Here is a 15309-nt window from a genome sequence, read left to right as displayed (position 1 = left end):
TTGTGCCGATAACAATGCATGCAGCAGTATTCGAATTTAAATTTACGCCAAAATTAAACTATAAAGGTTAGACAGTATGAGCAAGATCAAGTTGATAATAGGTTTTTTATTGGCAATGTTGATTGCCGGCTGTGCAGGAGGCACGACATCCGAGAGCACCGGAGAATATCTGGATGATTCTGTCCTGACAACCAAGGTCAAGGCTTCGATATTGGGCGATTCGCGGCTTAAGCTGTTACAAATCAATGTTGAAACGTTTAAGGGCGTCGTGCAGCTAAGCGGGTTTGTAGATTCCGCGCCTGCCGCCGCCAGGGCGGTGGAACTGGCAAGAACGGTTAAAGGCGTTAAATCGGTTAACAACAGCTTAATTGTGAAGTAATTACGCGGCTGCTAGTCCACAAGGATGTGGATGATCTGCATCAGGTTAACGCCTGCTCATACTCATCTAGTGAAAATGGGGGGATGTTAGCGGGTTGATCCGCTTGCTCCTCCTCGGCAACTGCTTCCTGTGTTGCCATTGATCGTTGGTCCAGCTTCGATTCTATCCCTTCCAGCCATGGCCTCGCACCTTTTGCATCCATGCGGCCGTCATTTTGCGCATACAACAAATCCGTCATTTCAGGGCTTAATGCAAAGTCAAAGAAAGTGCTAAGCTCGTCGAGACCGGCATTTTGTCCCGGTAAAAAATACTGCACTTTTGCGGCAACCCAATCGATAATCATCAGAACACCTTTTTGTTTGGTTAAGTGTTGATTATGCAACAGCTCGGTTAAATTTATATGACAGTTACAAGACAATAAAATGACAGTGAAACTGCGGCTGATTGTATGGATAACCACATGAGCCCGGCGTTGATTCTCGCAGTTGGCGTTTTTCACTGCATCCAGATTGAATGCGGGCACGAAAGGGACGCCCCCGCCTGGCTGGGAAAGAAAATAGATCTCATCCTAAATGATGTGCATATCGGTATACTCAAGCCCCCATTCGTAGATTTCTTCGAGCAGTTGTTGCGGATAATTACCGCCCAATGGATTGTTAGGATTGGTCGACACCGGAAACCGAGGCTTGGGGTCTATAGCCTTATAAACTCTTTGCACGGCCTCCAGCGTCAGTTGGAAGTTTTCGATCCCGGCGGCGGTCGGATGAACTGGCGCGAATTTCATCTCAGGCCGCCGGGTAAAGCACCAGCTAAATCCATAGCACAGAGGAGCAGGAGCAATGACGGTTTCGCTTTTGCCGCCAAGGCAAAAAGCGAGGCGCTCCAACGCCGAGGAAACTCCGCTTACCGCGTAAATATCGTTTTCTTACCGTATCGGGCTGCCGCCCCAAGCAGTGTCAAGAATTCAGCCCAGTTTTGCCGGTAAGCAGTGAGCCTCAACTCAACATCGATGATTTTCGACAGTTTATGTTGAGTAGCTTGGACTGTTTCATTGTTTTGAACTTAACAGGTAGTACGGAAAATGGATATTTTTTGCTTCGCTCTCTCTGCCTTGAGCAAAGGCGTTGGCGGAAACAGGTCAGGCCGTTTTTGTTCCACATCTTCTTGCATCACCAGAGCCAAGCCGCCGGTAGAGGTTTCTTTATATTTGTCGCTCATGTCCATGGAGATGTCTTCCATCGCTTCCACGGCTTTATCGAACGGAACCGTCGAGATGTAACTAGCTCCGAGTTGGGTCATTTCCCGGCTTAGCGTAATGGCCGTCACTGAGGCCGCCAGGTTTCTGTCGATGCAGGGTATTTCCACCAAGCCGCCGATAGGATCGCAGGTAGAGCCCAACTGATCCTCCAAGGCGGCTTCCGCGGCATTGAGGGCAATAACCGGACTTAAATCTCCCAATACGTCGGCCAAGCCGCCGGCGGCCATGGCCGCGGAAGTGCCGACCTCGGCCTGGCAGCCGCCTACACCGCCGGAAATATTGGCGTTGTTCTTGACGATGCCGCCCACGGTACTGGCCGTCAACAGGAAGCGCAGAATATCGTTCAAGCCGATCCCGGAACTATCGCCGTACAACCAAGTCCGCTCCTCCTCGCTCGCATGGAATATCACGTAGTAATACAAAACGGCGGGCACAGTTCCGCACGATCCGTTGGTCGGCGCCGTTACCACATGTTTTAACGCGGAGTTTTGCTCGGAAACCGCCAAGGCAAAGATGCTGACCAATTCGATAATTTGGTCGAAGCTGAAGTCACGGCTTTTCTGATAGACCCGCTCGAAAAACGCTTGCCAATCCTGAACGCCGGCATCCTGTCCTATCAGGTCGTTATACAGTTTTTTTGCCCTGGGCTGGGCGTACATGATTTTGTAGCAGTCATCGTTATCGTCATAAGTGCAGCCGTCATAAATCAACTGCCCCATTTGTACGGCAATGCCCTTAAGATAACTGATAATACCGGGCTCATCGGTCGGCAAACCAGCCATGGTCGGGTCCGGGTATTTTTTCCGGTATTCCGCATAGGCAATTTCATTAAGGAATGTGGCCTCGCTAATTGTCCCGGTATCGAGGTGTTTTTTATCCAGCAGGCTCATCAACTGTTCGGCGCTGTCGTACATATAAGGCAACGCATTCAGGTTGCTGTACGACGGTTGCAGCGTCGGCGACGTGCCGTATGAGCCGCCGCCATAAGAGTAATAAGTCAACACGTCCGGCCGGCCCTCGCTCGCAGTACCGCTCTTGTAAGTAAATGCGAATACCATTTTTTCCTGATCGGTATCTTGCAGGGTGTTGAAAATAAGTCCGTAGCTGACAGTCTGTCCGCCGCTGTAGGTCAAGCTGTCGAGACTGCCGATGTCGGTCACGGAAGCGATGCCCAACGCGGCTTCAAGGCCGGTACTGATGTCGAAGGTCATCACATCCTCTCCCAACAAACCCAGCGGTATTGCCACCGTGGTGTAATGCCCGCGGCCGACGAAGGCCAGCGAACCATACAGCGTAACCGTGACCGCGGTTAGGTCTTGCAGCCAGCCGCCGGTTATTAACGTGTTGTAACAAGCCTGCGCGGAACGCCACGGCGCCAACGTATGGGAGCTGGACGACCCGATGCCTTTTTTGAGAATGTCGCATACGCTGAATTTGATGAAGTCTTGTGTACTCATAATTTTTTCCTGATGTTATATAGATAAGTTGCGCTTAAACGCTTTCCGAGCCTCAGCCGGCAGCATTAGAGTACCGTCTCGATTCCGTGGAAGTTCTCGTAAAAATCGAGCTTGAAAATTTGCCCCTTGTCGGGATTGAAGTCTTTCCGGCCTAACCAAGTTGCGATGCGTTCAGCCTGAGCTTTGTCGCCTTCCCAAACGAGGGTTTGGATTTTCTGCCGTTTAGCCGGCGTAACACTGAAACTTAGTATGCGATGGCCGCGTAAAACTTGCAGCGTCACTGCTGCGGAATGCGTAGCCGCCCATTGCAGGGACTGGGAGCTGAAAGCATAGCCGTTTACGCCGGTCAATATATCTTCCGGAGCAATGCCGCTTTGCCCGGCAGGGCTGGTATCGACCACGTTGTAAATCGTAGGGCCTAGATCGTCTTTGAAGACCAGCCCCAAATACAGTTCTTCTTGTCGGTTCAGGCGGAACCCCAGCCGTTCCAATTGAACGGGTACGGACAAACCGGCAGGATGTTTCGCACCGGCTGCCAGCATTTCTCCCAAGCCATGGTGGATTTTTTCGAAGAACTGGATGACGTCATGCGTGGTATAGCCGGTATATTCCGGGCCTCCGTCGACATAGGCGCGGTAAAATTCCGCAAACGCCCTATCCAGAGAGTAATCCGGGACCTCTATGCGCAGTACCGAGTCCGCTTCGAAAGCGATCAACATACCTTTATCGTAATAATCGATGGAGTTGTTGACGCGCCCGGAATACTTGCTGTGATTTAAATAAGTCGCCAGCGAGGAGTCGACGCCGCTGACGCGCTCGTAAGCGGGCTGCACCGTCAAATGCTGGTAATAGCCGATTACGCTGCTGAAGAATTGTTCCACGCTGTAGACCCCCACTCGCGTACAGGCCAGGAACTCGTAGTAACGGGTAAAGCCTTCCGCCACCCACAAGCCTTCCGTGAAACTGCCGACGGCCAGCTGTTCTTCCAACTTCTTGAGCGGCGACGGCCGCAGCCTGCGCACGTTCCAGGCGTGGAACAATTCATGTGCGCATACGCGCACGCCATGCGCGGTCTCGTCTTCGACGGTAAACACGTCCGGCCCCAAACCGCACATGGTGCTGGTCAAGTGTTCCAGGCCCCAGTCTGCCGCCGGATTAAGCGTAAGTACGAAAGTATAGTTTTCGAACGGAAACGAACCGAAAATCGTATAAAACACCTCGGCGATCCGGGCTAATTTTTCGACGAAACTTTCTACTTCCGCAGCAAAACCTACGCCTTGATCGACAAATACGTGGTAGAACTCGGTACCGTGAACTGTCCGGCTGTACAGATTGAAATGTCCCATGACTACTGGCGTATCCAGCAAGATTTCATAGCTGGGATATTCCCAGGTCGTCTCGTCAATCCGTTTGGCTCCTGCCGGATGGTGAATTTTTTTCCAAGTGTCCGGCAGCGCGTAGCTGACTCGACAGGCGCCCAAATGTGCCGGTGTATACAGGTAGCGGGTGCCGAGCAGCACCGCGTACTCATTGTCCAATATGCCCGAAGGTTCGCCGAATTCTGTTGCGTAAGCATAGGCTGTGTATTTGACGGATACGGCGCCATTGCCTTGCTCAATGAAAAAAGCCTGCCAACCGTCGCGGGTAACCGTCAGCGATTGATGGGTATCGAGCTGTTGTGCTTGCAGTTCAAATAAGTCGCGCGCATACGGCGCGAAAGAATAATCGCCCGGCGCCCAAGTGGGAGTTTCCAGGCGAATCCGCCCCATAGCGATGGCGCCGGTTAAGATCATTTCGATTTCCAACTCGTGCTTGTCAGGTAAGACGCGCACAAAATAAGTGACCGAAGAAGATGTTGCGTATGACATAGTCACCTCCTGTTAAATTTTGATGGTTTTATTGTTTCGGTACCGGTTCAATGCCTTGAACACCGGATTGCGTTCGCCGGCACAAGGTCACGATGGCTTGCGGGCATTTTGCTTGAGCGGCAATATGAACCGCTGTCGCGCCGCGGCATCCCTGCCGGACCGGCGCGACAGCGTTAAACTCCGAGCTTAACGGTACCGGACGGACCGGCGCTTAACATCCGTTCATTTTCCACCGGGTATTGCTGGGCAGGTCTTTGCAAACATTACGTACCGCCACTAAAGTAAAAGTCGATGGACTGGGGGCGGGACTGCCTCCGTCATCGAACTCGCAACAGTTCGTGCCGATAGCTCCGGAGCAAGGGCCATGCGGCCGGGCCGGTTGCGGGGAGCCTTGTTTCAGCGTATTCAACACCGCTTCCAGTTCCTCATTGGTGGTGACTTCGTAACCGACGCCGCCGAAACCTTCCGCCAGCTTTTTCCAATCCCACAACGAGGTCTGGGCTACCTGGGTTAGGGCCTTGAATTTAACGGTTGTTTCCGGACAAAATGCGTCGGCATTAATCAAAAACTGTTCAATTGCGAAAACGCCGTTAGCCATGACGAAAACCACGCAATCCTGGCCTAACTCGGCAAGCGTGCCGAGTGCGTTAACACTTTCAGCGAAAGCGCCGTCGCCGGACACGCTGATGACCCGGCGATTAATGCCCTTGGCTTGTAACGCCAGTTTGACGCCGCCTACCGCGCCGGGCGAATACCCGATTGCGCCCCAAGCCAACTGCGCGATATAACCGTTTTGCGGCACTTTGACGTTATTGAGGGAGTAAAAAGTCAGACCGGTATCGGCCAACAGTATCGGAGCCGTTTCGTCGCTGAACGTTGTGAGATAGTTGTAATGCAGCTGCGATTTGAAGCTGTCCCAGGTAATCTGGGCCGAGGGTTGATAGGTGCTGGGTTCCGGAATGTCCCACGGGCTGCCGTTGAGCGTCGGAAAAGTCGCTACATTCGGCAATTGCCCTCCGGGCAGGGCTTTGACTGCTTGGGTCAGGGCATCGATGAAAAGTCCCAACTGGATGTCCCCCCAATACAGCTCGCCTTCCGTATCCGGGCTGGCGTAGGTGTTGACCAACACGGCGCCCAAGCGCGCCTCGATCTGGCCAACCAAAGGCAAAGGCAAGCCAGGCGCTATGTCCGGATCGTTAGTCGGATTGTAATCGGCCGATGCTATACCGGAAAAATTAAAATCCGTTTCCCGCACGCCCAACATCAGAATAATGTCAGCCTCTCTTACCAGCTTCTGCACGTTGGCCTGGGAGTTGCGCCCGTTGTAAACACCGGAAAATTTTACGTCGGTAAGATATTCGCTGAGTATGCTCTTGCCCAGCAGATCGGACAGGTATGGCGCTTGCAGGGTTTTCAGCAATTCGATAAATCGATCTTGTAGCTGGTAACGCGCGATTTCCACGCCGCCGATAACAACCAGTTTTTTCGCATTTACCAGCGCCGCCATGGTCATCTTTACGGCATTCTGCAAATCGAGTGCGTTTTGCGGAAGCGGCGAGGGCTTTAGCGCTTGCCGTTCCGATACCGCTTGACAGGGAAATTCTTCTACGCCGACAGCGATTTCTATATAGACCGGCCTGCTTTCGGTAATACAGGTGGTCAGCGCGGCGTCGATCAGGTCTGGGGCGTAAGCCGGGTTGTCCAAGCTCACCGCCATGGCGGTGAGCTGCTGGAAAATACGCAAATCGGTATCGGAGCCGTCGAACATATGATGCCAGAGCACGCCTTGATCGCGTTGCGAATTAAACTGCGCTTGCGACGGCGTACCGTTAACCAGCACCAGAGGCACGCTTTCCACGTAAGCACCGGCCACTGCCTGCGCCGCATTGATGGCGCCGACGCCGTAGGTGAAGGCGACGCAGCCTACGGTTTCACCGTTGACGGCGCGGCCGTAACCATCGGCGGCATAAGTGCCCACCATTTCGTTGTTGGGATGCACCCGAATCAAACCGGCATTGATAGCCGGATCGTCCAACGTTTCAACCCAGGGAGCGATATAGTCGCCGGGAATCGCCAATACGTATTTGCAGCCGATTTCGGCCAAGCGCTTATTTAGATAACTGGAAACGGTTTCCGCACCAGTAGCAACGGCCGTTTTGAGCAAGTCCTGGTTAGGACGAAATTCCCGCTGATGCAGTTTGTGGGGGAGCAAATAGCTTTTTAACATGTCATTTTTCCTTGCTTATTCAGGGAACAGGTCAAATCTGGATGCAGTTCATTACCGGCGCATTGAGATCCATGCCGGTTTGCGTTGCCACACTCAAATAGTAATAAGAAACGCTGTAGGGCACAGTTGTCGCGTTGGCGTAGCTTTTTTGGAAGTCGGCGATGCGCTTGTTCTGGTTGCCGGTGATTTGTTCCTTGACTGAGCTGCTGCCCGTCCACAAGGCGTTATAAAAATCCGTCACGGCTTGGTATTGCTTGGGTTGGCTGGTTTGGTCGTAGGGATAGATAGCGTAAACACTGGCAGTCGTACCGTCTCCGGCCGCAATGTCGCTGACCTGGGCGGTACCGTTCATGACAAAGTTGATTTGGTTTTGGATCGGCCATGCGTAACCGTCGCTTGCTTTGACTTGCGGATCTGGCAGGGCGGCGAGCAACTCGGCATCGGTGACGCCGGCTTTAACCGGTGGCGCTGAAGTCATTGCGAAAGCGCCGTTGGGCACAAAGCCCCAGCTTTGCAACATGCTGTCGTTGACTGCCGTATGCTGAACCGAAGCCAGGAAAAACAAGTTGGTCATGGCCTGTTTGAGATAGCTTTTGCTCGCCGTCCAGGTATAACGATTAACGCCGTCATGGTTGAATGCGCCCTGCGTCATGTTCATCCAGGTATTGAGTTGGGTGTCGGCGGCCACCGCAGCGTCGTCGCTATAGGTGGCATCGACCACATTACCGACGAAGTTTTGAATCGCTTGCCACCAGATTTGGCCGTCGTCCCGATACGGAAACGAGACCGGCAAATTGCCGCTGTCTACCTTGCGGGTTGCCAGGATCCGGTCGAAAGCCATGTCGTCGAAGTTGTAGTTTTGGTACAAGTCGTTGATGATTTGGTAAATTCCGATGCGGCCGGTGGGCAGGAACTGATCGCAGAACGAACCTGTCTGGTAAATGCCGTAATCGATCGAGCTGGTCGCAGCGACGTTGTAGACCGCGTTGTTTATATTGAAAACTTTTTGGATATGCGGGTACGTCAACACCATGATCGGGTGCTCTTGAGCGAGCAGCCCTTGCTCGATCAGGTTAAGCGCGGAGGTCGAGAAGATCATGGCAATGCTGTGGGTGTTGAACAAGTGGGTGCCGCTGTACCACCACTGGGCGTCGGCGCTGGCGACCCATAATTTGGCCAGCAACCAGGAGTTGGCGTCGTCCTGTGGCGTAAAGATATAGCCCTTGTTGCTTGAATCGACCTGAATCGCCAGCGGCATTAAGGTCTGGCCCACGACGCTGAAAAACGCGACGGGAACGCTGAAATAAAAGCCGTTTTGCACAAACTGGTTGGTTTTTACCTTGCCCAGGGCGGGAGTGTAATCGCAGACGAACAAGGTGCCGGCAGTATTGGCGGCTTGCAGGGCGGTAACCAGTGCGCTGTTATTGTAGGAACCGGTACTGCCATCCACCCATGCCGCCAGATCGGCATTGTTGCCGCTATATTTCGCTATCACATCGGGATTGGCGCCGCCGAGACGTTGGCGCGCGAATTCGGCATCGTCGTTAACCCAATTTTCGGTCAGGGTATTAACCTGGCTTTGGCTGAAGACGGTGTTATCCCACATACCCAGCGTATAACGCTGCTGTATTTGTGCGCTGGCCGTCCCCGAATAGGTTTGTCCGGGTACGTTTTGCTGGATGTAGGCATTCTCGCTGGTTACCTGCGCGCTACGTGCGGTTGCGGCAGCGCTGTCGGCTGTAGTCCATTGCCAGGTCGCGGGTATTGTTTCTATGTTGTTGAACCAAGGCGATGTGGTGCCGCTAAAATTGCCGGAAACCGGATATTGGCTGGTGGAATAAGCCAGATCGGACGCGTTGAATTGGTAAATATAAGTAGTCAGTTCCGCCGTTTGGCCTGTCGCCAGGGGTTCCGCGGCTATTAGCCGGGGGCTATTCGACGGCGTAGTTAAGTGGCGCATATATTGTTTTATGGCGGCCAATTTTGGTGCTGTAGTCATGATATTAACTCCTGATAAAGGTGGTTTTATGTTAGGCGGCATGCGCCGAAGTATGAGCGTGACTGCCGTTACAGCAGGTCGAATGCGAAGCGGCCGAGCATGCGTTGATGAGTTGCCACACCTCTTCGGTCGGACGCTTGCCGAAGTAAGGAATCATTGACGGCATGATTTTGCCTCCGCCCAAAGCCTTGAACATAATGCTCAGGTTTTCCGGAGTATCGAGTCCTTCCAGGATCAGGATTTCCCAAACGGTACGCAACGCTGAGTTATACGCGCCGGCAATCCAGTAATGGACGATGTCCAAATGCTCTCCGGCGAAGTTGAACCGGCCTTCCGGTTCGCGGCCGTCGAGGAATTTTTGCCCGAATTGGCCGGGGCCGAAAAAGGCGAAGCCGCCGCCGGACAACGCTTCCTGGTTCCATGCCACCGAGGCGCCATGACCCAAGTATTCCTGATACACGACGTCGCCATGCAAATGCGCCACATCGCGCAACGCCAGTTCGAACATTTGTTCCTGGTTCAGGTGCGAGAATTTATCGGCATCGTTTTCCCAGCAATAGCTGCCCAGAAGGTAGGCCGGTCCCGGTTGTCCGATACCGAACGATGGATAAACCACGCTACGTACCGGCAAATCGGTATTGCTTTGGCCTCCTTGCATACCCAAACTATAGGGGCCCGGACGTTCCCAAAAACGGCTGCGGAAACCGAGGGCGATTTTCACCGCATTGGTCATTTTCAGCATGCGCACCGCTTCGTATTTACCGGCCGACCAAGCGTGCGGCGTATCCAGGTCGCGCAAGACGTTGAACGGAAGCGTGACGATCACCCGGTCGAAACTTGCGCTGGCGTTCAAAGAGCCCGAACCGGAGCGGTAATGGATACTTGCCTTGTCGGCCTCCTCAGTCAGGCGAAACACCTCCGCGCCCATGGTGATGCGCTCTTTGGGTATGCGCTTGGCCATCTCCTGGGTAATGCGGTCGGTGCCGCCATCCATAGCCGACCAAGTATCGGTATCGTCGAAGCTGTAAGTGTCCAGCACCAGTTCGAGAAACGACAAACCGTACATGCCGGTATAACTCAGCGCCGTTTCCATGTAGTCGACAATCCGCACCGGATAAGGCTTGACGCCATCGCCGATCTGTTCCAGGTAAGAACGCCCGGAATAACTGTTGTACTTGAGCAATTCGCTCCAGGCCCGGTCTATGCCTTCCTCCTGCAACAAAGTGGTAAATGGGTTCAAAGCTGCGTCCAACAGGGTTTGCGCCGGCTTCAAGCGATGCTCTTCGTCTTTGAAATAATCCCATTCCGGGCCGATGAAGAATTGATCGAATCCCAATAGCGCATTATCGGCACTGGATTCGTTGCGCGTTACCGGCCGTTGTTTGTTGTAACACAGTAAATTACCGCCGTTAATGCGCTTGGTCGCATCGTAGAGGATATAAGGGATCTTTTTGATTTCTTTCGCGCCCGGAGTCGTCGGCGCTGTAGCATTAAGATAGTCCCAGAAAGAGAACAACCGGCTCTGTAATTCGTTATGGGGAAAGCGCATCGCGCCCAGTTCGGCATATTGATGCGGCAAATTGTTGAAATAATGCGTCAACACCCGGCCGCCGACGCGTTCGCCGGAAGCCTCGAAAATATGGTGCTTGATGCCAAGCTCATCCAATAACAGGGCCGCATACATACCGGCCATGCCTCCGCCGACAATGCCGACATTCAATTCTTCTTTGCGGCGTGGTTCGGCGAAAGCGCGGGGAGGAACGTTTTTGGCAGCCTCTCTTTTAGCCTGCTGTTCGATTAAATGGCTGTCTAAAGCCTGGTATAAGTTGCTACGTAAGGCACTGAGCCGGGCTTTTCCGGTCTCTTGCGCCGTCTGCCGGTTATTGGGTGTGGTCATAAAATTGATTCCTTAGCTATAAGAGTTATTAGTTCAGCGGTGTGGTAATGACGGCTACTCAGTTTGATTTATAGACCGCTCCATTACGCGGCCTGCATTAGAACAGCTTTAAAAAACAAAGTATGTCGGCCTAGGCTGAAACTTTTGTAAGTCTTTGGCTAACGCGCAAACTATGCCTTAATTATTTGCGTCACTTCGAAAGTTATGGGCGAATGAAAAACCGCTTTTTAGATCATTGTCGAATCCCTCCATGCCCTCAACTGCCGTTTCGGTAGACATCTTTCCTAAATATCGTGATAACGCAAGTTATACCCAAAGGGCATAAGTAGGATTTGAGCGGACAAGCCGCTCAACTCAGCTTTAACCGGGGGCGCGATTAAATGATTAGGATTGGATAAATGGCGCAGACAATAAAGTGTCAATAACAAGCGGTCTCCCAAGATCAGTTTGGAGTCTTTCTTTCCCTGTTTTATCAGGGGAGTGATGGGGCTTTTTGTTCGCCAAGGTAAGTCAATAACTTCTCGCAAGGTACTGGAATTCTTCTGGTGACAGTCCGACAGCTCGCATGGCTACCCTATTTCAGGGTTATGATTATTATTTAACCCTATGAAGATTGGCATCATGTTGATTATTTAGGTAAAGATGCCTGGTGAAAATCGGACAATATAATAAAGAATGGTAGAATTGCCGCTTTTGTGCAATTCGAGAACTCTTCCAAACCATGTCTAATTCCTTAAAGCTTCCCGTTGAATCACTTAAACTGCATGTCGATTTGTCGGGCTTTGAGTTTCCAACCGCACCTAAATTGCCCGACACGATTCTGGGGCAATCCAGGGCCCAGTCGGCGCTGGAGTTTGGCGTTGCGATGAACAACCCCGGCTACAATATTTTTGTGATGGGCGAGCCGGGCTTGGGCCGCTTGTCGATGATTACCAATTACCTGGATGCCCAGGCAAAAACGCTGCCGGCGCCGCCATCCTATGCTTATGTCGATAATTTCGATAATTCGAGAGAACCTGTAGCCGTGGAGTTGCCTGCGGAATATGGGCAGGCGCTCAGCAAGGATATTGAAAAATTGATCGATAACCTGCTGGCGACTTTCCCGGCCGCATTTGAAAGCCCCACCTACCAGCAAAAAAAGGGCGCTATCGAACGTCACTATAACCAGCTTTACAACAGCGCCATCGACTTGGTCGATAAAAAGGCCCAGTCGTTGAATACCGCGTTGTTCCGGGAGAACGAAACGATTTCTTTCTCGCCTATCAAAGACAATAAGCCTCTGAACGACGATCAATTTACCCAATTGCCGCAGCCGGAGCGGGAAATTTTCCACAAGCATGTTGCGGAACTCGAAGAATACCTTAGCGACGTGCTGCTGGAACTGCCGCAGTGGCGCAGGGAAATGGTCGAGAAAATCAAGCAACTGGATAATGACACGATCAGTCTGGCGATAGAGCCGTTGTTTTCGGAGCTGAACGATAGCTATCAAAACATCGATGACGTGATCACCTATTTAGCGGAAATTAAAAAGAACCTCTGCAACACCATTGCCGACTACCTGATGCCGAGTCGGACGCCGGAGCCGCAAGACAACACCGCAAAACGGCAACTGCTGACCGAGCTGTACGCACCGAATATCCTGGTCGACAACAAACAGGAAAGTGGCGCGCCGGTGATTTGCGAATCGCACCCGATTTACCAAAACCTGTTCGGGCGCATTGAATACGTCAACGATCAAGGCACATTGGTTACCAATTATCGCCGGATTTGCGCCGGTTCATTGCATAGGGCCAATGGCGGTTATTTGGTTCTCGATGCCGAGAAACTGCTGACTAACCCGTTCGTTTGGGAAGGTCTGAAGCGCGCGCTGCAATCCGGGCTGATCGAGATAGAATCGCCTTATTCCGATTTGGGCATCAGCACGATGACGCTGAAGCCCGAAGTCATCCCGCTAAACGTTAAAGTGATTTTGGTCGGCTCCAGGGAGGTGTACTACATGCTTGAAGAACTGGACGACGAGTTTAACGAAATGTTCAAAATCCTGGCCGATTTTGACGATTACATCCTGCGCAACGACGAATCGACGCAACGTTTCATACATCTGATGATCAAACATGCCGCCGATTCCGGCGCCAAGCCGCTAACGCAAGCGGCGATAGAATGCCTGATCGAGCACAGTTGCCGGATTGCCGAAAACCAGCATCATTTTTCGGCCCGCGTTAAAGATTCGCTGGAAATCATCGCCGAAGCCAACCTGTTCTGTAAGAGCGGCAGCCAGCCGGTTTGCGACCGCTTGCATATCGAACAAGCCTTGGCCGCAAGAGATCATCGTAACGGCAGAATACCCGAGAACATCCTCGAAGAAATGCTGGTCGGCACGATACTGATCGATACCGAAGGCGAAGCGATAGGCAAAGTCAACGGCCTGACCGTGCTGGAAGTCGGCGGTAGCAGCTTTGGCGCGCCGGTGCGAATTACCGCCAGCGTTTATCCCGGTTCCAGGGGGATTGTCGATGTGGAGCGGGAGTCGGAGCTGGGGCAGGCCATCCACTCCAAAGGCGTGATGATCCTGACCGGTTATCTGGGGCAAACTTATGCCCAGCAATTTCCTTTTGCAATATCGGCCAGCATCGCGATTGAGCAATCTTACGGTTATATCGACGGCGACAGCGCCTCGCTGGCCGAGCTTTGCTGCCTGATTTCCGCACTGACCCGGACGCCGATTAAACAGACTTTTGCGGTGACCGGTTCGGTCAACCAGTACGGTGAAGTGCAGGCGGTCGGCGGCGTTAACGAAAAAATAGAAGGATTCTTCCGCTTGTGCCAGGCGCGCGGCCTCAATGGCGAGCATGCCGCGATTATTCCGGCCGCCAACAAGCGCAATTTGATGTTGAAACAGGAAGTGATCGATGCGGTCGCGGCCGGCAAATTTGCGATTTATGCGGTGTGCTGCGTCGATGAAACGCTGGAATTATTGACTGGGGAAGCTGCTGGCGTGTTAGATAGCGACGGGTTTTATCCGGAAGGCAGTATTAATTGCAAGGCGATTTCGCGGTTGAAGGAGATTTCGGATATGGCGGCGGATGAGGATGATAAGGAGGAGGGGGGTTAAGCGTAAGCTCTAAAAGATTGCGGTGTCTAGCGTTAAAGATTACTATCTTTCCCGTTGTAAGTATTTATGCGTAAATTATCCGCGCTTTTATATGAGGCTATCTGGATTTGTTTTAGGATGCACTGAATGAATGCAACTAAATGAAAATATAAGTATTTTCAATTCTTTATGAGGTATTAGATAAACAAATGACGCAATGTTTTGCGTCTATTAGGATGTCTAATATTAGTTAGGCGTGGTCTGGCTTTAAGTGCGGCGCGGCACGCACCTTACCTTTACGTTCAGCGACTGGAGCCTTCAATTTAGGGGGAATTCACTCGCTGCACAATATGATGAGTAACTTGAATTAAGGCGAAATTGCTACAAATTAACATGCCAGATAATCATCAAAGTTTTGTCTTCCGATATCGATTCCTGATTTTGCTAGTATCAGGAATATTTGCCACCCTTATTATTTTTTTCACCAGTATTTTCTTGGCAAAGCCCCTTCCAATCTTGGTGGAAAAATGGATTACCGAAGGTGCAATTTCAAATGAACATTATGATCTTGTTGACTCTGTTGTTTCTAACGCAGTAGAAAACACTCGTTATTCTGGAATGGTTAATTTCAATGCTCCAGTAGAAGCTAACTCTGTAAATGTTTACATGGTCAAGAGAGCTGCTCTTGAAAATGATATTCCTCAGCTAGTTTGTAACTGCGCCTATATTGGCGAATCACAATCCATAATTTGCGATAGTGATTTTTTTAATGAAGTACTGACAAAGGCTGATTTAAAGCCAGAGGATTTTGAGCGCGATACTCTGTCATCAAAAGTCTTCTCTGATCTGTCTGAAAATATGAATCGTGGGAATCGCTTAATGATGGCTAATTGGGTTTTGGGTCATGAAGTCGCGCATCTCTTGCTGAACCATGCTTCTTCACAGCTCTATACATTTAAGCCACGATGGCGATTTTTTAATGAAAAATTTAAGAGCAGTAAATCACCACATAGTCTAAAACAGGCTGAGGAAGAAGCTGATGTAGAAGTTACGCATTGACCGCTGGTTAATATTGTGGATTGAGCTGGTCTTTGCCCGGCATAAAGCCGGTGATGAACGTGGCGATAACCTCA

10 protein-coding genes are annotated in these 15309 nt (G+C 51.6%); 3 read left to right on the top strand and 7 right to left on the bottom strand.

What is annotated here, in order from left to right:
* Positions 1 to 76 precede the first annotated feature (76 nt).
* Positions 77 to 379: a BON domain-containing protein gene (locus EKO24_RS08595; protein WP_127030321.1), complete on the top strand. Its 303-nt coding sequence runs from the start codon at positions 77 to 79 to the stop codon at positions 377 to 379.
* Positions 380 to 419: 40 nt separating this feature from the next.
* On the opposite strand, the gene EKO24_RS08590 is transcribed toward EKO24_RS08595, so the two are convergent.
* The 7 genes from EKO24_RS08590 to EKO24_RS08560 all read right to left on the bottom strand — a co-directional run bounded on the left by EKO24_RS08590 (position 420) and on the right by EKO24_RS08560 (position 11085).
* Positions 420 to 902, bottom strand: coding sequence for a hypothetical protein (locus EKO24_RS08590; RefSeq protein WP_127030322.1), 483 nt, complete (start codon positions 900 to 902; stop codon positions 420 to 422).
* Between the two features lie 45 nt (positions 903 to 947).
* The gene (locus tag EKO24_RS08585) at positions 948 to 1295 is read right to left on the bottom strand and encodes an aminotransferase class I/II-fold pyridoxal phosphate-dependent enzyme (RefSeq protein ID WP_127030323.1); all 348 of its coding nucleotides are present in this window, start codon (positions 1293 to 1295) and stop codon (positions 948 to 950) included.
* Between the two features lie 146 nt (positions 1296 to 1441).
* Positions 1442 to 3094, bottom strand: coding sequence for an L-serine ammonia-lyase, iron-sulfur-dependent, subunit alpha (locus EKO24_RS08580; RefSeq protein ID WP_127030324.1), 1653 nt, complete (start codon positions 3092 to 3094; stop codon positions 1442 to 1444).
* A 65-nt stretch (positions 3095 to 3159) separates the two neighbouring features.
* On the bottom strand, positions 3160 to 4962 hold the full coding sequence (locus EKO24_RS08575) for a M61 family metallopeptidase (protein WP_127030325.1): 1803 nt from the start codon (positions 4960 to 4962) through the stop codon (positions 3160 to 3162).
* A 211-nt stretch (positions 4963 to 5173) separates the two neighbouring features.
* Positions 5174 to 7189, bottom strand: coding sequence for a thiamine pyrophosphate-binding protein (locus tag EKO24_RS08570; protein WP_127030326.1), 2016 nt, complete (start codon positions 7187 to 7189; stop codon positions 5174 to 5176).
* A 31-nt stretch (positions 7190 to 7220) separates the two neighbouring features.
* Positions 7221 to 9188: a lipoxygenase family protein gene (locus tag EKO24_RS08565; protein WP_161990588.1), complete on the bottom strand. Its 1968-nt coding sequence runs from the start codon at positions 9186 to 9188 to the stop codon at positions 7221 to 7223.
* A 31-nt stretch (positions 9189 to 9219) separates the two neighbouring features.
* A complete protein-coding gene (locus EKO24_RS08560; RefSeq protein WP_127030328.1) occupies positions 9220 to 11085 on the bottom strand; it encodes a flavin monoamine oxidase family protein in 1866 nt (621 codons plus the stop codon).
* A gap of 721 nt (positions 11086 to 11806) precedes the next feature.
* On the opposite strand from EKO24_RS08560, the gene EKO24_RS08555 reads away from it, so the two are divergent.
* Together EKO24_RS08555 and EKO24_RS08550 are read left to right on the top strand one after the other, a co-directional pair.
* Positions 11807 to 14197 (top strand): Lon protease family protein, encoded by a 2391-nt coding sequence (locus EKO24_RS08555; RefSeq protein ID WP_143733204.1) that lies wholly within the window; start codon positions 11807 to 11809, stop codon positions 14195 to 14197.
* 372 nt (positions 14198 to 14569) lie between these two features.
* Complete coding sequence (locus EKO24_RS08550; protein WP_127030805.1) at positions 14570 to 15235, top strand: hypothetical protein; 666 nt, start codon at positions 14570 to 14572, stop codon at positions 15233 to 15235.
* Positions 15236 to 15309 lie beyond the last annotated feature (74 nt).

Source organism: Candidatus Methylobacter oryzae, from assembly GCF_003994235.2.
GTDB lineage: Bacteria > Pseudomonadota > Gammaproteobacteria > Methylococcales > Methylomonadaceae > Methylobacter_A > Methylobacter_A oryzae.
The sequence above is the reverse complement of the archived record's forward strand: the minus strand, read 5'-3'. Positions and strand labels throughout refer to the sequence as shown.

Bases quoted from the DNA above. Each gene is read 5' to 3' on its own strand.
- EKO24_RS08595 (WP_127030321.1), top strand. From the start codon at position 77: ATGAGCAAGATCAAGTTGATAATAGGTTTTTTATTGGCAATGTTGATT.
- EKO24_RS08580 (WP_127030324.1), bottom strand. From the start codon at position 3,094: ATGAGTACACAAGACTTCATCAAATTCAGCGTATGCGACATTCTCAAA.
- EKO24_RS08575 (WP_127030325.1), bottom strand. From the start codon at position 4,962: ATGTCATACGCAACATCTTCTTCGGTCACTTATTTTGTGCGCGTCTTA.
- EKO24_RS08570 (WP_127030326.1), bottom strand. From the start codon at position 7,189: ATGTTAAAAAGCTATTTGCTCCCCCACAAACTGCATCAGCGGGAATTT.
- EKO24_RS08565 (WP_161990588.1), bottom strand. From the start codon at position 9,188: ATGACTACAGCACCAAAATTGGCCGCCATAAAACAATATATGCGCCAC.
- EKO24_RS08560 (WP_127030328.1), bottom strand. From the start codon at position 11,085: ATGACCACACCCAATAACCGGCAGACGGCGCAAGAGACCGGAAAAGCC.
- EKO24_RS08555 (WP_143733204.1), top strand. From the start codon at position 11,807: ATGTCTAATTCCTTAAAGCTTCCCGTTGAATCACTTAAACTGCATGTC.
- EKO24_RS08550 (WP_127030805.1), top strand. From the start codon at position 14,570: ATGCCAGATAATCATCAAAGTTTTGTCTTCCGATATCGATTCCTGATT.